Origin of the sequence: Pseudomonas protegens (genome assembly GCF_013407925.2) — a bacterium.
Classification (GTDB): Bacteria; Pseudomonadota; Gammaproteobacteria; order Pseudomonadales; family Pseudomonadaceae; genus Aquipseudomonas; species Aquipseudomonas fluorescens_AP.
Genome location: NZ_CP060201.1, coordinates 3595880 through 3617058 on the forward strand (window position 1 = coordinate 3595880; position 21179 = coordinate 3617058).

Annotated in this window: 19 protein-coding genes; 14 read left to right on the forward strand and 5 right to left on the reverse strand. The window is 62.2% G+C overall.

Annotation, left to right across the window (positions count from 1 at the left end; genetic code table 11):
- Positions 1-4 precede the first annotated feature (4 nt).
- The 7 genes from GGI48_RS16610 (at position 5) to GGI48_RS16640 (ending at position 8367) form a co-directional block, all read left to right on the forward strand.
- A complete protein-coding gene (locus GGI48_RS16610; protein WP_011064101.1) occupies positions 5-1363 on the forward strand; it encodes a glutamine synthetase family protein in 1359 nt (452 codons plus the stop codon).
- 56 nt (positions 1364-1419) lie between these two features.
- Positions 1420-2784 (forward strand): aspartate aminotransferase family protein, encoded by a 1365-nt coding sequence (locus tag GGI48_RS16615; RefSeq protein ID WP_047306544.1) that lies wholly within the window; start codon positions 1420-1422, stop codon positions 2782-2784.
- 183 nt (positions 2785-2967) lie between these two features.
- Positions 2968-4065, forward strand: coding sequence for a polyamine ABC transporter substrate-binding protein (locus GGI48_RS16620; RefSeq protein WP_042940668.1), 1098 nt, complete (start codon positions 2968-2970; stop codon positions 4063-4065).
- Positions 4066-4254: 189 nt separating this feature from the next.
- A complete protein-coding gene (locus GGI48_RS16625; RefSeq protein ID WP_016963440.1) occupies positions 4255-5349 on the forward strand; it encodes a polyamine ABC transporter substrate-binding protein in 1095 nt (364 codons plus the stop codon).
- A 71-nt stretch (positions 5350-5420) separates the two neighbouring features.
- Positions 5421-6563, forward strand: coding sequence for an ABC transporter ATP-binding protein (locus GGI48_RS16630; RefSeq protein ID WP_092308589.1), 1143 nt, complete (start codon positions 5421-5423; stop codon positions 6561-6563).
- Positions 6564-6598: 35 nt separating this feature from the next.
- The gene (locus GGI48_RS16635; protein WP_173655965.1) at positions 6599-7480 is read left to right on the forward strand and encodes an ABC transporter permease subunit; all 882 of its coding nucleotides are present in this window, start codon (positions 6599-6601) and stop codon (positions 7478-7480) included.
- Positions 7477-8367: an ABC transporter permease subunit gene (locus tag GGI48_RS16640; protein ID WP_047306539.1), complete on the forward strand. Its 891-nt coding sequence runs from the start codon at positions 7477-7479 to the stop codon at positions 8365-8367. The genes GGI48_RS16635 and GGI48_RS16640 overlap by 4 nt, the downstream gene beginning before the upstream one ends.
- Before the next feature lie 197 nt (positions 8368-8564).
- Here the strand turns inward: GGI48_RS16640 and GGI48_RS16645 are convergent, their stop codons facing one another.
- The gene (locus GGI48_RS16645) at positions 8565-10973 is read right to left on the reverse strand and encodes a penicillin acylase family protein (protein WP_047306538.1); all 2409 of its coding nucleotides are present in this window, start codon (positions 10971-10973) and stop codon (positions 8565-8567) included.
- A gap of 105 nt (positions 10974-11078) precedes the next feature.
- Positions 11079-11657 carry a DUF6436 domain-containing protein gene (locus GGI48_RS16650; protein WP_016963459.1) on the reverse strand — a complete coding sequence of 193 codons (579 nt, stop codon included), beginning with the start codon at positions 11655-11657 and terminating at the stop codon, positions 11079-11081.
- Between the two features lie 110 nt (positions 11658-11767).
- On the opposite strand from GGI48_RS16650, the gene GGI48_RS16655 reads away from it, so the two are divergent.
- Positions 11768-12706 carry an alpha/beta hydrolase gene (locus tag GGI48_RS16655; RefSeq protein WP_179599186.1) on the forward strand — a complete coding sequence of 313 codons (939 nt, stop codon included), beginning with the start codon at positions 11768-11770 and terminating at the stop codon, positions 12704-12706.
- A gap of 147 nt (positions 12707-12853) precedes the next feature.
- On the opposite strand, the gene GGI48_RS16660 is transcribed toward GGI48_RS16655, so the two are convergent.
- Positions 12854-13606, reverse strand: a complete 753-nt coding sequence (locus tag GGI48_RS16660; protein WP_016963463.1) for a DUF2059 domain-containing protein — start codon at positions 13604-13606, stop codon at positions 12854-12856.
- Positions 13607-13767: 161 nt separating this feature from the next.
- On the opposite strand from GGI48_RS16660, the gene GGI48_RS16665 reads away from it, so the two are divergent.
- Both GGI48_RS16665 and GGI48_RS16670 read left to right on the forward strand, forming a co-directional pair.
- A complete protein-coding gene (locus tag GGI48_RS16665; protein ID WP_016963466.1) occupies positions 13768-14400 on the forward strand; it encodes a 2OG-Fe(II) oxygenase in 633 nt (210 codons plus the stop codon).
- 2 nt (positions 14401-14402) lie between these two features.
- Positions 14403-14891, forward strand: a complete 489-nt coding sequence (locus tag GGI48_RS16670; protein ID WP_179599188.1) for a DUF523 domain-containing protein — start codon at positions 14403-14405, stop codon at positions 14889-14891.
- Positions 14892-15042: 151 nt separating this feature from the next.
- Here the strand turns inward: GGI48_RS16670 and GGI48_RS16675 are convergent, their stop codons facing one another.
- Positions 15043-15828 (reverse strand): transporter substrate-binding domain-containing protein, encoded by a 786-nt coding sequence (locus GGI48_RS16675; protein WP_047306533.1) that lies wholly within the window; start codon positions 15826-15828, stop codon positions 15043-15045.
- Between the two features lie 132 nt (positions 15829-15960).
- Between GGI48_RS16675 and GGI48_RS16680 the strand changes: the two genes are divergently transcribed.
- Entirely contained in the window at positions 15961-16398 is a 438-nt protein-coding gene (locus tag GGI48_RS16680; RefSeq protein ID WP_016963473.1) for a DUF4399 domain-containing protein, read from the forward strand.
- Positions 16399-16536: 138 nt separating this feature from the next.
- Here the strand turns inward: GGI48_RS16680 and serA are convergent, their stop codons facing one another.
- Positions 16537-17766 carry a phosphoglycerate dehydrogenase gene (gene serA / locus GGI48_RS16685; RefSeq protein ID WP_016963474.1) on the reverse strand — a complete coding sequence of 410 codons (1230 nt, stop codon included), beginning with the start codon at positions 17764-17766 and terminating at the stop codon, positions 16537-16539.
- Positions 17767-17970: 204 nt separating this feature from the next.
- Here serA and GGI48_RS16690 point away from each other — a divergent pair, with 204 nt between their 5' ends.
- The 3 genes from GGI48_RS16690 to GGI48_RS16700 all read left to right on the forward strand — a co-directional run bounded on the left by GGI48_RS16690 (position 17971) and on the right by GGI48_RS16700 (position 21165).
- Complete coding sequence (locus GGI48_RS16690; protein WP_042940671.1) at positions 17971-19365, forward strand: FAD-binding oxidoreductase; 1395 nt, start codon at positions 17971-17973, stop codon at positions 19363-19365.
- Between the two features lie 43 nt (positions 19366-19408).
- Positions 19409-20074, forward strand: a complete 666-nt coding sequence (locus GGI48_RS16695) for a fumarylacetoacetate hydrolase family protein (protein ID WP_016963476.1) — start codon at positions 19409-19411, stop codon at positions 20072-20074.
- A 164-nt stretch (positions 20075-20238) separates the two neighbouring features.
- Entirely contained in the window at positions 20239-21165 is a 927-nt protein-coding gene (locus tag GGI48_RS16700) for an SdiA-regulated domain-containing protein (RefSeq protein ID WP_179599190.1), read from the forward strand.
- The last annotated feature ends 14 nt before the right edge of the window (positions 21166-21179 follow it).

Below are 21179 nucleotides of genomic sequence, written 5' to 3' on the forward strand. Positions count from 1 at the left end.
ATTTATGAGTAACAACCTCGACCAGCTCACCGATTGGTTGAAAGACCACAAGATCACAGAAGTCGAATGCATGATCGGCGACCTGACCGGCATCACCCGGGGCAAGATCTCGCCGACCAACAAGTTCATTGCCGAAAAAGGCATGCGCCTGCCCGAAAGCGTGCTGTTGCAGACCGTGACCGGCGACTATGTCGAAGACGACATCTACTACGAGCTACTGGACCCGGCGGATATCGACATGGTCTGCCGCCCTGACCAGAACGCGGTGTACCTGGTGCCCTGGGCCATCGAGCCCACCGCCCAGGTGATCCACGACACCTACGACAAGCAGGGCAACCCCATCGAGCTGTCGCCGCGCAACGTCTTGAAGAAGGTGCTCAAGCTCTACGCCGACCACGGCTGGCAGCCCATCGTGGCGCCGGAGATGGAGTTCTACCTGACCAAGCGCAGCGACGACCCGGACTACCCGTTGCAGCCGCCGATCGGCCGCTCCGGTCGCCCGGAAACCGGTCGTCAGTCGTTTTCCATCGAAGCGGCGAACGAGTTCGACCCGCTGTTCGAAGACGTCTATGACTGGTGCGAATTGCAGGAACTGGACCTGGACACCCTGATCCACGAAGACGGCACGGCGCAGATGGAGATCAACTTCCGTCACGGCGACGCCCTGTCCCTGGCCGACCAGATCCTGGTGTTCAAGCGCACCATGCGCGAAGCCGCGCTCAAGCACGACGTGGCCGCCACCTTCATGGCCAAGCCCATGACCGGCGAGCCGGGCAGTGCCATGCACCTGCACCAGAGCATCATCGACATCAACACCGGCAAGAACGTCTTCTCCAACGAAGACGGGACCATGAGCCAGCTGTTCCTCAACCACATCGGCGGTTTGCAGAAATTCATCCCCGAGCTGCTGCCGCTGTTCGCCCCCAACGTCAACTCGTTCCGCCGTTTCCTGCCGGACACTTCGGCACCGGTGAACGTCGAGTGGGGCGAAGAGAACCGCACCGTGGGCCTGCGGGTGCCGGATGCCGGTCCGCAGAACCGTCGGGTGGAAAACCGCCTGCCGGGCGCCGACGCCAACCCTTACCTGGCGATTGCCGCCAGCCTGTTGTGTGGCTACATCGGCATGGTCGAAGGCCACAATCCGAGTGCGCCAGTGGTCGGGCGCGGCTATGAACGCCGCAATCTGCGTCTGCCGTTGACCATCGAGGACGCTCTGGAACGCATGGAAAACAGCAAGACCATCGAGAAGTACCTGGGCCAGAAGTTCATCACCGGCTACGTCGCGGTGAAGCGGGCCGAACATGAAAACTTCAAGCGCGTGATCAGTTCGTGGGAGCGGGAATTCCTGTTGTTCGCCGTCTGATTCGCCGGGCGCCACTGCCCGCCAGTGGCGCCTTCACTGACACTTAGGAGAGATTGATGACTCAAAAAAACCCGCAAACCCGCGAGTGGCAAACCCTCAGCAGTGATCACCACCTGGCGCCCTTCAGTGATTTCAAGCAATTGAAGGAAAAGGGGCCGCGGATCATCACCCACGCCAAAGGTGTGTATCTCTGGGACAGTGAAGGCAATCAGATTCTCGACGGCATGGCCGGTCTGTGGTGCGTCGCCATCGGCTACGGCCGTGATGAGCTGGCCGAGGCCGCCAGCCAGCAAATGCGCGAACTGCCGTACTACAACCTGTTCTTCCAGACCGCCCACCCACCGGTACTGGAGTTGTCCAAGGTAATTTCCGAGATCGCGCCGCAAGGCATGAACCATGTGTTCTTTACCGGTTCCGGCTCCGAAGGCAACGACACCATGCTGCGCATGGTCCGCCATTACTGGGCGATCAAGGGCCAGCCGAACAAGAAAACCATCATCAGCCGGGTCAATGGCTACCACGGCTCCACCGTGGCCGGCGCCAGCCTCGGCGGCATGACCTACATGCACGAACAAGGCGACTTGCCGATCCCGGGCATCGTCCACATCCCGCAACCCTACTGGTTCGGCGAGGGCGGCGACATGAGCCCCGACGAGTTCGGCATCTGGGCGGCCAACCAGCTCGAAGAAAAGATCCTGGAACTGGGCGTGGACAACGTCGGCGCCTTTATCGCCGAGCCGATCCAGGGTGCCGGCGGCGTGATCGTGCCGCCAGACAGCTACTGGCCGCGGATCAAGGAGATCCTCGCCAAGTACGACATCCTGTTCGTCGCCGATGAGGTGATTTGTGGTTTTGGTCGCACCGGTGAGTGGTTCGGTAGCGATTTCTACGACCTCAAGCCCGACATGATGACCATCGCCAAGGGCCTGACTTCCGGCTACATCCCCATGGGTGGCCTGATCGTGCGTGATGAAGTGGTGGCGGTGCTCAACGAGGGCGGCGACTTCAACCACGGCTTCACCTATTCCGGGCATCCGGTGGCCGCCGCCGTGGCCCTGGAAAACATCCGCATCCTGCGCGATGAAAAAATTATCCAGCGCGTCCATGAAAAAACGGCACCGTATTTGCAGAAACGTCTGCGCGAGCTGAACGACCATCCGTTGGTGGGCGAGGTTCGCGGGGTCGGTCTGCTGGGGGCGATCGAGCTGGTCAAGGACAAGGCGACCCGGGCGCGCTATCAGGGCCGGGGCGTGGGCATGATCTGTCGGCAGTTCTGTTTCGACAACGGCCTGATCATGCGGGCCGTGGGCGACACCATGATCATTTCCCCGCCGCTGGTGATCAGCGAAGCGGAGATCGACGAGCTGGTAGCCAAGGCGCGCAAGTGCCTGGACCTGACCTTGAGTGCCCTGCAGGGCTGAGTGCTAGGCTTTGGGCGCGGTGCTTGCGGGCACCCTGTTCGAAGCAGGCATAAAGGCCGGTCTTTCCTTGAAAGCCGGCCTTGGATCTTGCCAGACTACCCGCCGTTTTGGTTGCCCGGATATTGGCCGCTGAACGAGTGGTTAAAAAGAATAATTGGAGCATTACGCATGAAGGCATTAGGTATGAAGTTAGCTGGCAAGACCCTCCTCGCCATGTCCCTGATGGGCGTGATGGCGGCGGCAGCACAGGCGGACGATAAAGTGCTGCACGTTTACAACTGGTCCGATTACATCGCTCCGGACACCATCAAGAAGTTTGAAGCCGAGTCGGGCATCAAAGTGGTCTACGACGTGTTCGACAGCAACGAAACCCTGGAAGCCAAGTTGCTCGCCGGCAAATCCGGTTACGACGTGGTAGTGCCTTCCAACAACTTCCTGGCCAAGCAGATCAAGGCCGGCGTCTATCAGGAGCTGGACAAGTCCAAGCTGCCGAACTGGAAGAACCTCAACGAATCGCTGCTCAAGGCGGTATCGGTGAGCGACCCGGGCAACAAGCACGCCTTCCCTTACATGTGGGGCTCGATCGGCATCGGTTTCAACGCCGAGAAGGTCAAGGCCGTATTGGGCGCCGACGCACCGACCAACTCCTGGGACCTGCTGTTCAAGCCGGAAAATGCCGAGAAGTTGAAGGCCTGTGGCGTCAGCTTCCTCGATTCGCCAACCGAGATGATTCCGGTGGCGCTGCACTACCTGGGCTACCCGACCGACAGCCAGGACAAGAAGCAGCTGGCTGAAGCCGAAGCGCTGTTCCTCAAGATCCGTCCTTCGATCGCCTACTTCCACTCCTCCAAGTACATCTCCGACCTGGCTAACGGCAACATCTGCGTCGCCGTGGGCTACTCGGGCGACATCTACCAGGCCAAGGCCCGTGCTGCCGAAGCCGGTGACAAGGTCAAGGTCAGCTACAACATTCCGAAAGAGGGTGCTGGCAGCTTCTACGACATGGTCGCCATCCCTAAAGACGCGGAAAACGTCGAAGGCGCCTACAAGTTCATGACCTTCCTGCAAAAGCCTGAAGTCATGGCCGAAATCACCAACGCCGTGCGTTTCCCCAACGGTAATGCGGCTGCAACCCCGTTGGTCGATAAAGACATCACCAGCGACCCGGGCGTTTACCCGCCAGCTGATGTGCAGGCCAAGCTGTACGCGATTGCCGACCTGCCGGCCGCGACCCAGCGCATCCTGACCCGCAGCTGGACCAAGATCAAATCCGGCAAATAAGCCGATTTGCAGCACCACCTGTTGCCGTCGTCATGGCGAGGGCGGCAACAGGAAACAATTAAATGACAGAAAGTTTTGCTGGATTGGTTTATCGAGGGTAAGTTGCGCGCCGGTTTTGTTGCTGGGCAGCTCGGAGGCTGTCAGGTAGCGCGGGGCAACTTGGGCCCAACTATTGAAGAGGACCTCCACTTGCCTATTTCTTTGTTTCGCAAAGCCATGCTGGTCGCCGCCAGCCTGACGCTGGTGGCCGGCGTCCAGGCTGCACCGACCGTGCATATTTATAACTGGTCCGACTACATCGGGAAAAACACCCTGGCCGAGTTTGAAAAGGCCACGGGCATCAAGCCGGTGTATGACGTGTTCGATTCCAACGAAACCCTGGAAGGCAAGTTGCTGGCCGGTCGCACCGGTTATGACGTGGTGGTGCCGTCCAACCACTTCCTGGGCAAGCAGATCAAGGCCGGGGCCTTCCAGAAACTCGACAAGAGCCTGCTGCCGAACTACTCCAATCTCGACCCGGCGCTGCTCAAGCGCCTGGAGATGAACGACCCGGGCAACCAGTACGCGGTGCCTTACTTGTGGGGCACCAACGGCATCGGCTACAACGTCGACAAGGTCAAGGCCGTGCTGGGCGTGGACAAGATCGACTCCTGGAGCGTGCTGTTCGAACCGGAGAACATCAAGAAGCTCAACAGCTGCGGCGTGGCCTTCCTCGACTCCGCCGATGAAATGCTGCCCACGGTCCTCAATTACCTGGGCCTGGATGCCAACAGCACCAACCCCCAGGACTACAAGAAGGCTGAGGCCACGTTGCTGGCGGTGCGTCCCTACGTGACCTACTTCCATTCGTCCAAGTACATCTCGGACCTGGCCAACGGCAATATCTGCGTGGCCATCGGCTTTTCCGGCGACGTGTTCCAGGCCAAGGCCCGGGCCGCCGACGCCGGCAAGGGCGTGAACATCGCCTACGCCATTCCCAAGGAAGGTGGTGCCCTGTGGTTCGACATGCTGGCGATCCCCAAGGATTCGACCAACGTCAAGCAAGCCCACGCCTTCATCAACTACTTGCTGCAGCCTGAGGTGATCGCCCAGGTCAGTGATTACGTCGGTTATGCCAACCCCAACCCCGGGTCGGACAAGCTGATGGAGCAATCCATTCGCACCGACGAAGCGGTTTATCCACCGCAGGCCGTGCTCGACAAGACCTACGTGTCCATCGAGCTGCCACCCAATATCCAACGCTTGATGACCCGCAGCTGGACCAAGGTCAAGACGGGTAAATAGTTCCACAGGCTCAAACTATCCAAGGTCCGCCCGCGTGGGGCGGGCTGCAAATTTTGTTGGGAGTTTCGCAAATGGCAGTTGCCTCCGGCGCCTATAAGAAAGCCCTCGAGGGCGACCAGACACCTAAGCAGGTGCTGGTCAAAATCGACCGGGTCACGAAGAAGTTCGACGAGACGGTTGCCGTGGACGATGTGTCCCTGGAAATCAAGAAGGGCGAGATTTTTGCCCTGCTCGGCGGTTCGGGCTCAGGCAAGTCCACCTTGCTGCGCATGCTGGCCGGTTTCGAACGGCCAACGGAGGGGCGAATCTTCCTCGATGGCGTGGACATCACCGACATGCCGCCCTACGAGCGGCCGATCAACATGATGTTCCAGTCCTACGCGCTGTTCCCGCACATGACCGTGGCCCAGAACATCGCCTTCGGCCTCAAGCAGGACAAGATCCCGCCGGCGGAAATCGACGCCCGGGTGGCGGAGATGCTCAAGCTGGTGCAGATGAGCCAGTACGCCAAGCGCAAGCCGCACCAGCTGTCCGGTGGCCAGCGCCAGCGCGTGGCCCTGGCCCGTTCCCTGGCCAAGCGTCCCAAGCTGTTGCTGCTGGACGAACCCATGGGCGCCCTGGACAAGAAGCTGCGTTCGCAGATGCAACTGGAACTGGTGGAAATCATCGAGCGCGTCGGCGTGACCTGCGTGATGGTGACCCACGACCAGGAAGAGGCCATGACCATGGCCGAGCGCATCGCCATCATGCACCTGGGCTGGATCGCCCAGATCGGCAGCCCGATCGACATCTATGAAACCCCGGTCAGCCGTCTGGTCTGCGAATTCATCGGCAACGTCAACATCTTCGAAGGCGAAGTGGTGGACGACGCCGAAGGCCACGCCCTGATCACCTGCAAGGACCTGGACCGCAACATCTACGTCGGCCACGGCATCAGCACCTCGGTGCAGGACAAGTCGGTGACCTACGCGATTCGTCCGGAGAAGCTGCTGGTCACCGCCGAAATGCCGACCTGCGAAAACAACTGGTCCAGCGGCAAGGTGCATGACATCGCCTACCTGGGCGGGCATTCGGTGTTCTACGTCGAGCTGCCGAGCGGCAAGCTGGTGCAGTCCTTCGTCGCCAACGCCGAGCGTCGTGGCGCGCGGCCAACCTGGGGCGACCAGGTTTACGTCTGGTGGGAAGACGACAGCGGCGTGGTACTGCGCTCATGAACATGCGAAAGCTCAAGCGCCGACTCAATCGAATAATTCCCGGTGGCCGTCAGATGGTCATCGGGGTTCCGTTCATCTGGCTGTTCCTGTTCTTCATGCTGCCGTTCTTCATCGTCCTGAAGATCAGCTTCGCCGAAGCGGACGTGGCCATTCCGCCGTACACCGAGATCTACAGCTACGTCGACCAGAAGCTGCAGGTGCTGCTCAACCTGGGCAACTACGCCATGCTGGGGGACGACGAGCTGTACATCGCCGCCTACCTCGGCTCGCTGAAGATGGCGTTCTTCAGCACCATCCTCTGCCTGCTGATCGGCTACCCGATGGCCTACGCCATCGCCAGTGCCCGCAAAGAGCTGCAGACGGTGCTGGTGCTGCTGATCATGATGCCGACCTGGACCGCGATCCTGATCCGCGTCTACGCCTGGATGGGCATCCTCAGCAACAACGGCCTGCTCAACGGCTTCCTGCTGTCCATGGGCTGGATCAACGAGCCGCTGCAGATCCTCAACACCAACATCGCGGTGTACATCGGCGTGGTCTATTCCTACCTGCCGTTCATGATCCTGCCGCTGTACGCCAACCTGGTGAAGCACGATACCAGCCTGCTGGAGGCCGCCGCCGACCTGGGTTCAAGCACCTTCAACAGCTTCTGGAAGATCACCGTGCCGCTGTCCAAGAACGGCATCATCGCCGGCTGCATGCTGGTGTTCATCCCGGTGGTCGGCGAGTTCGTGATTCCTGAACTGCTGGGCGGCCCGGAAACCCTGATGATCGGCAAGGTGCTGTGGCAAGAGTTCTTCAACAACCGTGACTGGCCGGTGGCGTCCGCCCTGGCGGTGGTGATGCTGGCGATCCTGATTGTGCCGATCATCCTGTTCAACCGCAGTCAGGCCAAGGAAATGGAGGGCAAGGAATGAAACGCTTCAGTTTCTCCAGCCTGATGCTGGTGTTGGGCCTGTTGTTCATCTACCTGCCGATGCTGATCCTGGTGATCTACTCGTTCAACGCCTCGAAACTGGTGACCGTTTGGGGCGGCTGGTCGATCAACTGGTACATCGGCCTGCTGGATAACACGCAGTTGATGGGCTCGGTGGTGCGTTCCCTGGAGATCGCCTGCTACACCGCCGTGGCGGCGGTGGCCCTGGGCACCCTGGCGGCGTTCGTGCTGACCCGGATCACCCACTTCAAGGGCCGCACCCTGTTCGGTGGCCTGGTGACCGCGCCGCTGGTGATGCCCGAGGTGATCACCGGTCTGTCGCTGTTGCTGCTGTTCGTGGCCATGGCCCAGGCGATTGGCTGGCCTCAGGAACGCGGGATCGTCACCATCTGGATCGCCCACACCACGTTCTGCGCCGCCTATGTGGCGGTGGTGGTGTCGGCCCGCCTGCGCGAGCTGGACCTGTCCATCGAAGAGGCGGCCATGGACCTGGGCGCGCGGCCGTGGAAGGTGTTCTTCCTGATCACCATCCCGATGATCGCGCCTTCGCTGGCGGCCGGCGGCATGATGTCCTTTGCCTTGTCCCTGGATGACCTGGTGCTGGCCAGCTTCGTCTCAGGCCCGGGTTCCACCACCTTGCCGATGGAAGTGTTCTCGGCGGTGCGCCTGGGGGTAAAACCGGAGATCAACGCCGTGGCCAGCCTGATTCTGCTGGCGGTGTCCCTGGTGACCTTCCTGGTCTGGTTCTTCAGCCGTCGCGCCGAAGAATCCCGCAAGCGCGCGATCCAGCAAGCCATCGAGGAAAGCGCTGCCGACTCGTGGAAGCAGCCAGACGTGCGTCGGGCTCAGGCACCGGAAGCCGTCTGACCTCAGGTTCGCAACACCTCAGGTTCGCAATAAAAAACCTCGCCCCGTAACCGGGAGCGAGGTTTTTTATTGCCCCATGCCGCCTGTTTCGCCGTAGGAGCTGGCTTGCCGGCGAAAGCGCTCCTCAGATGTGCGCTTGGCTTTCGGGCCGCTTCGCTGGCAAGCCAGCTCCTACAGCGGGCTTGCTAGAGGGAGTGTCAGGGGCGGCGCGCCGGCAGCAGCTTCAGGGTGCTGCGGGTGTTGGCGGTGACTTCCTCTTCGCTGAAGTGCGCCTGTTGGTAAACCCCTTCGATGTAGGCCTCGGCCTGGTCGTCGTAGTGCTTGTCGAACAGGACGCCGCTCTGGCCCACCGGGTTGATGGTCAGGCTGTGGGCCGGGTCGGCGAAGTCGATGATGCGTCGGGTCGAGGGGCCATAGACCACCGACCAGGGCGCCGGGCCGATCTTGGCGGTGAGGTTGTTCGGCACCTCATGGCTGCCGGGGGCGTCCAGCGGGCCGACGTTGAAGACCCGGTCCAGCGGCTTCTGCATCCCCAGGGGATGGCCGTGGGTCAGGGTGTGGGCGCTGCCCCAGCGCCACTGCGCCGGGTTGGCGCCGAGGGTCAGCCGCAGGTGGTCGATGCTGGCGCGCCAGGCCAGCTTGACCGTGTCGGCCCGGCTTTCGCGCTGGGGCGTGGTGCGGTTGTCCCACCAGGGCGAGTCGGGATCGGCCGCCAGCCGGGGCAGGGCGGCATCCACCACTCGGGCCTGGATCAGCGCGTCGAAGTAGGCGTCACCGAGTTTTTCATGGAAGGTGGCGTTGGCCAGTTCGAACAGGAACTGGTTGAACAGGGTGGCGCTGGTGGAGTCCAGCGGGTAGTCGCCCTGCCACTTGGCCAGTTGCTCCACCAGCTTGAGCTCCTCGGGGTCGCCGACCACTTCCCGCAGCACGGGCAACAGCGGTGCCAGCAGGCGCGGGCCGTAGGCGGTGGTCGTGCCCAGCTGCAGTTTCTGGGTGTTTTCCAGGTCCCATTTCACGCTCTTGTCGCTGAGCTGGCGATCCAGTTGCTGGCCGCGGTCGGCGAGGTTGTAGTAGCCGGGAATCTCCATGCCGGTAGGGGAAACCGGTTGGAAATTGGCCGAGACGATATAGCCCCTGGGCGGATTCTCTTCCTGGGGGTTGGCGCTGAAGGGATAGAAGCCTTCCTTGTCGGCCATCGCCGTGCTGCCATCGAGCATGAACGTCGGCTTGGCCCCGGCCGGGCGTTTAGGCAGCAGCGCCGCCGCCCACCAGCCGATATCGCCCTTGGCGTTGGCCCAGATGATGTTGAGGCCCGGAGCATGGACCTTGGCCGCCGCCGCGCGGGCCTTGGCCAGGGTGTCGGCGCGGTTGAGCTGGTAGAAGCCGTCGAGGATCGGGTTCGGGGTTTCCAGAAAACCCCACCACATGGCCACCGGAGCCTTGCCCACGGTGCTGCCGAGCATGTCGTTGATGATCGGCCCGTGGGGCGAGCGGCGCAGGGTCAGGGTGACCGGGGCCTGGCCCTTGACCGCGATCTGCTGCTCGCTGCTGATCAGGTCGACCCACTTGTCACGGAACCAGACCTGGTTGGGGTTCTCCGGGTTGACCTTCTCGGCGATCAGGTCGAGATCGTCGTTCTGGAACATGGTCAGGCTCCAGCCGAAATCCAGGTTGTGGCCCAGGAAGGCGAAGGGCACCAGGGCCTGATGATGGCCGTAGAGTTCGAAACCCGGCGCCGACAGCTGCGCCTCGTACCACACCGACGGCAGGGAATAGCGGATGTGCGGGTCGCCGGCCAGCAGCGGGCGGCCGCTCCTGGTCCGCGTGCCGGCCACGGCCCAGGCGTTGCTGCCTTCGAATTGCGGCAGTCCGGCGTCGCTCAGGGCATCCTGGCTCAGGCGGGAGATCCGTCCCAGGTCCTGCCAGTCGACGGCGGCCAGGGGCAGCGCCGGTTGCGGCTTGCCCTTGGCCAGCACGCCCTTGGGCTGCCAGTCGAGGTCGAAGACTTTCAGGTAATCGTTGCCCAGTTGATCGCGGATGTAGGTCAAGAGCGGTTCGGTGCGAAAGGCCATGGCGAAGCTGTAGGCCATGAAGCCGGCGACGCTGACGGTGTCCTCTGCGGTGAACGGCCGCTTGTGGATGCCCAGGACATCGAACTCCATGGGGCTGACGTGGCTGTCCTGATATTGGTTGATGCCGTCCAGATAGGCTTCCAGGGCCTTCCATGCCGGGGACTGGCGATCAAGGCCGGCCACGTAGCTGTCGGCGCGCTCGCGGATGCGCAAGCTGCGGAACAGCTTGTCGGTGTCCAGCAGCTTGGGGCCGAGGACTTCTGCCAGCTCGCCTCGGGACAGGCGGCGCAGCATTTCCATCTGGAACAGCCGGTCCTGGGCGTGCACGTAACCCAGGGCGCGATACAGGTCGGCTTCGTTTTCCGCGCGGATGTGCGGCACCCCGCGTTCGTCGTAGCGCACGGTGACCGAGCCTTGCAGGCCACGGATTTCCACCTGGCCCTGGCGTGTGGGCTGCTTGCTGTACAGATAGCCGGCGGCACCCGCCAGCAGGGCGAGGATCAGGACGGCGACCAGGGTCAGGCTGCGTTTCATGCGGGCTCCTTGCTGTTGTTGTCAGTGCCGCCTTGAGAGCTGCAGAGATTTAGCACAAGTCTCGGGTATCGCGCAGGAGGCAGTCCTTGAATAGTCGCGAATGCCCTAGTGGGTGCTGGCCGGCCAGGGACAATAGCAGCCTACCGCCAGGGTATGGGTGGCATTGATCTGGCGATCGCTGGCCAGGGCCTGGAGGATGGGCTCGATGAAGCTGTTGCTGGAGTTGCAGGTCAGGCCTTCGCTGTAGGGCCCGAAGTAGGCCAGCTTGCCGTTGCGATCCCAGATCGCCACCGCCGGACTGGCGGGGATCTGTTCGGCGCCGGGCAGGTGATCGAGGGTTTTCAGGGCGCTCAGGGTCGCGGGCAACTGGCCGTGACTGCCGGGTTTCTGCACCGAGTAGAACTCCACGCCTTGCGGACCATAGGTGGCGATCAGCTCGGCCAGGTGCTGCTGGTTGCCAACGTTGCAGGGGCAGGCCGGGTCCCAGAAGTGCACCAGGCGAATGGCGCCAGGGCCGGCCAGTTCGGCGGGCAGTTGCAGCGGGTCGCCGGAGAAGACCGCGGTGTGTTCACTGAACGCCCGCAGATAGCGGCCCTGGAACCAGTCGTAGGCGCTCCACAGCACAACGGCGCAAAACAGGACGAGCAGGCTGGCAAGCAGGGGCGTGCGGTAAGACTGGCGCATTAAGATCGGTCCTCGAAGGTCGCGTAGCTTGCCATGCTTGTCGCGACAGATGAATATCGCAGGCCCAGAAAGCCCGTTTTGTCCCAACGCCCTCCGTTTTGGAAAACCCCATGCCCGTGAACTTCGACCCCGACCATCTGCGTGCCAGCCTGCAACCCCTGGCGGCCGGGCAGCCCTTGTCGGCCGAGGCTCAAGCCTATCAGCGCTTCTACGGGCTGGACTTTGCCGGGCGGGCGCTGGTGCCTCGCAGTCGCCTGGGGCGTATCCAGGTGGACGACTACGAGGTTGTCTGTCAGGTCTGGTGGCCGGAGCAGCCGCGGGCAACGCTGTTTCTGTTCCACGGTTTCTACGATCACATGGGCTTGTACCGGCATGTGATCGAGTGGGCGCTGCAACGCCGCTTCGTGGTGATTTCCTGCGATCTGCCAGGGCACGGGCTGTCCAGCGGCGAGCGCGCCAGCATCGATGATTTCGCGGTGTATCAGCGGGTGCTGCAGGGCCTGTTCGGCGAGGCCCGGGCCCTGGAACTGCCTCAGCCCTGGCACCTGTTCGGGCAAAGCACCGGAGGGGCCATCATCATGGATCACCTGCTCAACCAGGGCGCCGAGAGCCCGGCCCAGGGACGGGTGGTGCTGCTCTCGCCGCTGGTGCGGCCGCGGGCCTGGGGCTGGTCGATGCTCAGCTATTACCTGCTGCGGCCCTTTGTCAGCGGGATTGCCCGGCGTTTCAGCGAAAACTCCAACGATCCGGACTTCCTCGCCTTCCTCCAGGCCGATCCCTTGCAACCGCAGCGCTTGCCAACGGCCTGGGTGGGGGCGCTGTCGCGCTGGATCAAGCGCCTGGAAGCCGCGCCGCGCAGTTCCAGGCAGCCGCTGATCGTCCAGGGTGATGCGGACATGACCGTGGACTGGCAGCACAACCTGCAGGTGATTCGCGACAAGTTCGCAACGCCTGAGGTGCTGATGCTGCCCGATGCACGGCACCACCTGGCCAATGAAATCCCGCTGTACCGCGATCAGTACTTCGCCTTCCTGACCGAGCACGTCTGAGCTGCGGGAGAGGGGTGTGGCCGCTGTCGCAGGCTGGGAACGGCCCGAAGAGCCGCTGGAGGTTCGGCGTTAGATCGCCAGGCAAGGTCCTGCCAACCTTTGCGCAGCCTCGCGGGCTCGGCAGCGGTTACCGGTGAGTTGGCGGGCTCATGGGGCGAGGCTGGAGGTGCTCTGGCCGACCGCCAGGCCAGCGCGAATCGCCGCCAGGGCCGCCTGGTAGTAGGCCTTGCCTTCGCTGGATTCGGCGAAGGTGGCGAACTCTTCGAGTTCGGTGTCGGACAGATCCCGATAGACGTAGAGCAAGGTGTTGTTCAGGTCGTTGCCGATCTGCTGCATCAATCGCTGGCGCTGGCCGTTGAGCATGCCCTGGGCCTGACCGCCGCCCAGCAGGCCGGGGATCATCTGGCTCAGGCTGTCGGCGGCGACCCCGGCAATCGCCAGGCTGACTTCCGCCCCGGCTTCCTTGGCCGGCAGGGCCTGGGCCAGGTGGCCGATGATCAACTGGCGGGTGTCGCTGGCCTGCATCTTCGGCAGGCCCTGGGCGTTCTTGGCCAACTGGTCGCGACGGGTGGCCAGCAGTTCGGCGGCAACGATCTTGCGTCCCAGCGGCGACTGGAAGAAGGCCAGGGCCGGAGCCGGATCGGCCAGGTGCTGGCGCAGTTGGGCCTCGGCGCGGCGGTCCACGGCCTGGGGCGCGAAGCGCTGGTTGCTGTTGTCCACCAGGGCCTGGTAGACCGCCGGCGGCAAGCTGTTCTGGTAGCGCTGCTGGGCGGCGCTGAGGGCATCGTTGAAATGCGCGCGCTGTTCCGGCCAACCGGCGACCTTGTACAACTGGTCGTGGCTGTCTGCCCAGGCAGGCAAGGCGCAGAACATCAACAGTGAGAAAAGCAAACGGCGCATAAGGACTCCTGTCAGCAGGCGACTATTCTCCGGGGCAAGGCGGTGGTTGTCGAGAATTCGTATCAGGATCGTCAGCTAAAGTCATGAGTGGTAAGTGCATTGAAAAAAATGCCTGATCCTCCGCTCTGTGGCTCTGTCGGATTTATCTGATGCTGGATACTATGCGCGCCATGCAAATAACCTCTGATCACCCGCTGTTGTTGAACATTGTCGACGACCTGGCCGCCCGTGGCTGGTCGCAGCAAAATGTCTTTCTGTCCGAGGCTCTGACCCTCGAACTGGCGGCTGAGTGCCGTAAACGTGCGGCTGAAGGTGAGCTGGCGCCGGCGGCGGTGGGTCGCGGGCCGGCCCAGGAGATCCGCGAGGGGATCCGCGGCGACCATATCCAGTGGCTGGAACCCGGCCAGGCCGGGGCCAGCGACACCTACCTGGGATTGATGGACAGCCTGCGCGAGGCCCTCAATCGCGGCCTGTTTCTGGGGCTGGAGGACTTCGAGTGCCACTTCGCGATGTATCCGCCCGGGGCTTTCTACAAGCGCCATGTGGACCGCTTTCGCGACGATGACCGGCGCATGGTGTCGGCGGTGATCTACCTCAATGAGCAGTGGCTGCCCGAGCACGGTGGGCAGTTGCGCATGTACCTCAATGACCAGGGGCAATACGATGTGCTCCCCGTCGGGGGCCGGCTGGTGGTGTTTCTCTCCGGCGAGGTGCCCCATGAAGTCCTGCCCGCGACCCGGGAACGCCTGTCCCTGACCGGTTGGTTCCGGCGTCGTGGTAACGAGCCGTTCTGAACATGCACAAGATCCTGGTCAGCCGTTGTCTGTTGGGCCACCGCGTACGCTACGACGGCGGCGCCAGCGGGCCGTTCGATCAACTGGCCGTCTGGCTGCAAGAGGGGCGGGTGGTTGCGCTCTGTCCGGAAGTGGCCGGTGGCTTGCCGACGCCACGGGCGGCGGCGGAGATTCCCGGTGGGCAAGGGGGCGATGTGCTTGCAGGACGGGCGCCGGTGATGACCACGGAAGGCGAAGATGTCAGCGCCCAATTCCTCTTTGGGGCGCGCCAGGCGCTGGAACTGGTGGAACAGCACGGGATTGGCGTTGCCGTGCTCAAGGCCAACAGCCCATCCTGCGGCAACCTGCTGACCTATGACGGCACCTTCAGCGGGGTCAAAGTCCAGGGCGAAGGGGTGACCGCGGCATTGCTGAGGCAGCACGGGGTCCAGGTCTTCAGCGAACTGCAACTGGCCGAAGCCGCTGCCGCCCTGGCCGCACTGTCCTTGTAGCCGCTGCCGAGCTCCAGCGAGGCTGCGAAAAGGCTCGCAGAGCCTTGCCTGGCGGTCTCTCGCCGACCTCTAGCGGCCAAATCCCTGCGTCCCTTCGGGCCGTTCGCAGCCTGCGGCAGCGGCTACAGGTCAATCCGGCAGGTTGTGTAGTTTACTGCCCGGCGTCGGTCTTGGGCGGTTTGCTGGCATCCATGCCGAACCATTTCTCCGAGAGAGCCATCAGTCGCCCATCGGCCTTGATCCGCTGCAAAGCGCTATCCAGGCTGGCCTGGAACGCCGGGTTACCTTTCTGGAACGGAATCGCCAGGCTCAGGGTCGGCCCCACCTTGGCCCCTTCCTTCACCGGCAGGCGGCTGTCGCGAATGGCGTAGGGAATCAACAGGCGATCGCTGATGGCGGCGTCGATCTGCTTGTCCGCCACATCCTTGATCGGCTGCTGGGCGTCGGCGTAGCTGCGCAGGTTGATCCCTTCCACGGTGCGCGCCTGGTCGACGAACTGGCTGCCCTGAGCCACGCCCAGGGCCTGGCCGCGCAGGGCCTGCAGGGAAAACAGCGGGCGCTGTTCTTCCTTGCGCACGATCAATTGGGCGCTGGAGTAGCTGTAGGGCTCGCTGAAATCGAAACGATCCTTGAGTTCCGGGGTCACTGCTATGTGGTTGATGGCCACGTCGAAGCGGCCGCTTTCCACACCGGGCAGCAGTTCGGCGGCAGCCGTCACCACGAAGTCCGGGCGTACATCCAGTTCACTGGCCAGCAACTGTCCCAGCTCCACCTCGAAGCCGGTGAGTTTGCCGTCATCCTTGAAGTTGAAGGGTGGCGCATTGGCTTCCAGGGCGATGCGCAGTTCCCCGCGGTCATTGATGTCGTCCATCAGTTCGGCTTGAGCGCAAGTGCTCACAAGGGGCAGCAAAAGTATCAGGCCAGGCAGGAAACGCATGGTCACTCCTTGAATTTATATGAGCGATGCGCCGTTCAGGCTCGCTTTGCTAAGGTGTTGAATGCCTTCGACAACGAATCGCCACGAAGTTGTCATAACCGTAAAAGAATTGCGGAAAAACTGGAGAAGATAATGAAAAATTTTATGTCTCGTGCGGCCCTGGCCGGGCTGTTGCTGGGTGCCTCGATGCTGGCCGGCGCAGCGGAGATTCCGCGCACGGCCGCCCCCGCCGGCGCCAAGGTATTCATTGTTTCCCCCGCTGACGGGGCCGTCGTGGACAAGACCTTCACCGTCAAGTTCGGGGTTGAGGGCATCGCCCTGGCCCCGGCCGGTGATCAGACCGCCAACACCGGCCACCATCACCTGCTGATCGACGTCGATCAGTTGCCGGCGGAAAACCTGCCGATCCCGATGGACGCCAACCACCTGCACTTCGGCAAGGCCCAGACCGAAACCGAAGTGACCCTGACCCCCGGCAAGCACACCCTGCAACTGGAGCTGGGCGACAAGAACCACGTGCCGTTCGACCCGGTCATCGTCTCCAAGAAAATCACAGTGACAGTGAAATAATCGTAAATGCCGCGCAAAAAAAAGGGAGCCGTTCAAGGCTCCCTTTTTTTGCGCGGCTAGCGGCAAGGTTTTAGCTACAAGCGGCAAGTAAGAGCGGGCTCTGGCTTGCGGCTTGAAACTTGCCGCTTGAAGCGGCTCTTAGAACAGCACGCGGCAACGGATGGTGCCGTTGATGTGCTGCAGCTTCTCTTGCGCCAGGTCCGAGTATTCGGCGTCGACGTCGATCACCACGTAGCCGACCTTTTCGTTGGTCTGCAGGAACTGGCCGGAGATGTTGATGCCGTTTTCGGCGAAGACCTTGTTGATCTCGCTCATCACGCCCGGGATGTTCTCGTGGATGTGCAGCAGGCGGTGCTTGCCAGGGTGGGCCGGCAGCGCCACTTCCGGGAAGTTGACCGAGGATACCGAAGTACCGTTGTCGCTGTACTTGACCAGCTTCTCTGCCACTTCCAGGCCGATGTTGGCTTGGGCTTCAGCGGTGGAACCGCCGATGTGCGGAGTCAGGATCACGTTGTCCAGGCCGCGCAGCGGACTTTCGAACTCTTCGTCGTTGGAACGCGGTTCGACCGGGAATACGTCGATGGCCGCGCCGATCAGGTGCTTGTCCTTGATCGCGTCCGCCAGGGCGTCCAGCTCGACCACGGTGCCGCGAGCGGCGTTGATCAGGATGCCGCCCTTCTTGATGGCGCGAATTTCCTTCTCGCCGATCATCCACTGGGTGGCCGGGGTTTCCGGCACGTGCAGGGTCACGATGTCGGACATGCCCAGCAGTTCGTGCAGGTTGCCCACTTGGGTGGCGTTACCCAGCGGCAGCTTGGTCACGGTGTCGTAGAAGAACACCTGCATCCCCAGGCCTTCGGCCAGTACCGACAGCTGAGTACCAATGGAGCCGTAACCGACGATACCCAGCTTCTTGCCGCGGATTTCGAAGGAGTTGGCCGCGCTCTTGATCCAGCCGCCACGGTGGCAGGAAGCGTTTTTCTCAGGGATGCCGCGCAGCAGCAGGATGGCCTCGGCCAGCACCAGTTCGGCGACCGAACGGGTGTTGGAGTAAGGCGCGTTGAACACCGCAATGCCGCGCTCGCGAGCGGCAGACAGGTCAACCTGGTTGGTGCCGATGCAGAAGCAGCCCACAGCGACCAGTTTCTTCGCGTGGTCGAAGATTTCTTCGGTCAGTTGAGTGCGGGAGCGAATGCCGATGAAGTGCGCATCGGCGATCTTTTCCTTGAGCTGGGCTTCCGGCAGAGAACCGGTGAGGTACTCGATGCTGGTGTAGCCGGCGGCCTTGAGGACGTCGACAGCGGATTGGTGGACGCCTTCGAGGAGAAGGAACTTGATCTTGCTCTTATCGAGAGAAGTCTTGCTCATCTGCGTAAACCTGTGTCCCGGAGAAAAATGGCAGGGAAATGGACAGCTTGAGCTGACCTGGACGGCATGCAACCGCCACCGCGGAAAGGCCCTTGGGCACTCTCCTGCGGGGGCGGTATGCTAGCATACGCGCCCCGCTAAACACTCATTCCTGCGACGTGAAGCGTTCTCAGGATGACCATGAATTGTTCGAGAGTTCTGTCGATGACCAATCCTGCCCTGATTGATGAACTGAAGACCCTGGTTGAGCCTGGCAAGGTGCTGACCGACGCTGGCTCCCTGGAAGCTTACGGCAAGGATTGGACCAAGCATTTCGCCCCGGCCCCGACGGCCATCGTGTTTCCCAAGACCATCGAGCAGGTTCAGGCCATCGTGCGCTGGGCCAACCAGCACCGGGTGGCCCTGGTGCCTTCCGGCGGGCGTACCGGCCTGTCGGCCGCCGCCGTGGCAGCCAATGGCGAAGTCGTGGTGTCTTTCGACTACATGAACCAGATCCTCGACCTGAACCTGACGGATCGCACCGCGGTGTGCCAGCCGGGCGTGGTCACCGAGCAGTTGCAGAACCTGGCGCAAGAAAACGGCCTCTATTACCCGGTGGATTTCGCTTCGGCAGGTTCCAGCCAGATTGGCGGCAATATCGGCACCAATGCCGGCGGGATCAAGGTGATTCGCTACGGCATGACCCGCAACTGGGTGGCCGGCATGAAGGTGGTTACCGGCAAGGGTGATGTGCTGGAGCTGAACAAGGACCTGATCAAGAACGCCACCGGCTACGACCTGCGCCAGCTGTTCATCGGCGCCGAAGGCACCCTGGGGTTCGTGGTCGAGGCCACCATGCGCCTGGATCGGGCGCCGAAGAACCTCACTGCCATGGTGCTTGGCACCGCCGACTTCGATTCGATCATGCCGGTGCTGCACGCCTTTCAGAGCAAGCTTGATCTGACCGCCTTCGAATTCTTTTCCGACAAGGCCCTGGCCAAGGTCCTGGCCCGTGGCGACGTACCGGCACCGTTCGAATCCGACTGCCCGTTCTACGCGCTGCTGGAATTCGAAGCCACCACCGAAGAAGTGGCCAACCAGGCCCTGGAAACCTTCGAGCACTGTGTCGAGCAGGGCTGGGTGCTGGACGGGGTGATGAGCCAGAGCGAAACCCAGTTGCAGAACCTGTGGAAGCTGCGCGAGTACATCTCCGAAACCATCTCCCACTGGACGCCCTACAAGAACGACATCTCGGTCACCGTGTCGAAAGTCCCGGCCTTCCTTCAGGAAATCGACGCCATTGTCGGCAAGCACTACCCGGATTTCGAAATCGTCTGGTTCGGTCACATCGGCGACGGCAACCTGCACCTGAACATCCTCAAGCCGGACAACCTGAGCAAGGACGAGTTCTTCGCCAAGTGCGCCACGGTCAACAAGTGGGTGTTCGAAACCGTCGAGAAGTACAACGGTTCAATTTCCGCCGAACACGGCGTGGGCATGACCAAGCGCGATTACCTGACCTACAGCCGCTCGCCGGTGGAGATCGAGTACATGAAGGCGGTCAAGGCGGTGTTCGATCCCAACGGCATCATGAACCCGGGCAAGATCTTCGCCGTTTGAGCGCAAGCAGCAGCCTGATGAAGCACACAAGCAGGAGTCGGTAATGAGCTATCAGCACCAGTATGTCGACGGTACCCGGATTCATTTTCCGGTAGGCAAGTTGGTATGCATCGGCCGCAACTACGCCGAGCACGCCAAGGAGTTGGACAACCCGGTTCCTACCGAACCCCTGCTGTTTATCAAGCCGGGCAGTTGTGTGGTGCCGCTGGAAGGGGGCTTCAGCATTCCCACCGACCGTGGCTCGGTGCACTACGAGGCGGAGATCGCGGTGTTGATCGGCAAGCCGCTGTCCACCCAGCCCAGCCGCGAGGAAGTGCTGGATGCCATCTCCGGCTTTGCCCCGGCGCTGGACCTGACCCTGCGGGACAAGCAGGCCGAGCTGAAGGCCAAGGGCCTGCCGTGGGAGATTTCCAAGTGCTTCGACGGGGCGGCGGTCCTTGCGCCCTTTGTGGTGAGCAGCAGTTTTGCCGACCTGACCGATATCGGCATTCGCCTGACCATCAACGGCGAAGTGCGCCAGGACGGCAACAGCAGCGTCATGCTCAACCCCATCGTGCCGATGATTCAGTACATGGCCGGTTGCTTCTCCCTGCAGGCCGGAGACGTGATTCTTACCGGTACGCCGGTGGGGGTTGGTCCACTGAATGTCGGTGATGAGCTGGTGCTGGAGTTGCCGGGCGTCAGTCGTTTCACCAGCAGCGTTCGTTGATCCGAATCTCTTTGCGCTGACCCGGCAATCCAGGGCGCAGCGCAGAGGGCTCGGCGAGCTTTAACCGGTTTTTCACATTTTCTCCGGATAATTCCGAGGTTTATGGTTCGCGGATCCGAAATTCGTGTGCTATTACCATTGGCCGAGCTTCTGGAATCTGTGTGATGGACGCCCACTCCCTACCCAAACCTCACCCCATCCGCCGCCTGCGCTTGCGCATGCGCTGGTACTCCTGGCTGCTGCTGGCGGGCGTGATCTGCTATGGCGTTGCCAGTGTCATGCACTGGGATGATCGTGGCGCGCTTTGGCTTCAGGAAGGCTTTGTCAGCAGCGCCGAGCGTAACGCCAGCATCTGGCTGCCCAGTTACCGGGCGGTCATCGATGCCAAGGCCCTGCCGGGAATGGAGCGCGATGAAGCCTCCGATCTTTCCTACAATCCGCACAGCAAAACCCTGTTTTCCGTGATGGGCAAGAATCCGTTCCTGTTGGAGCTGACTCTGCAGGGCGACGTCCTGCGCAAAATGCCGCTGGTGGGTTGGAGCAATCCGGAAGGGGTGGCGGTCCTGGAAAACGGCCTGCTGGCGATCGTCGATGAGCGCCAGCATTCGCTGGTGATCGTCAAGGTCGATGCCAACACCCAAGCGCTGAATATCGCCGATTTCCCCCAGTACGACCTGGGCCCTTCGCAAGACCAGAACAAGGCCTTCGAAGCCATCGCCTGGAACCCGCGCAAGCAGCAACTGCTGCTGGGCGAGGAGCGTCCTCCGGCGCTGTTCACCTGGAACAGCGATGGCAGTCAGGTGCTCAAGGGCGACAAGCAGAAGCTGGCCAGCGATGAACTCGACCTGCGCAACCTTTCGGCCCTGGGCGTCGACCCGCGTACCGGTCATGTTTTGGTGCTGTCCGCCGACTCCCACCTGCTGCTGGAGCTGGACGAGCAGGGCGAGCAAGTCAGCTTCATGGCCTTGCTCGGTGGCTTCAACGGCTTGAAGAAAACCATTCCCCGGGCCGAAGGCGTGGCCATGGATGAAGCCGGCAACCTGTACATGGTCAGCGAACCCAACCTGTTCTATCGCTTCGAGAAGCAGTGAATCCCCGGCGCGGC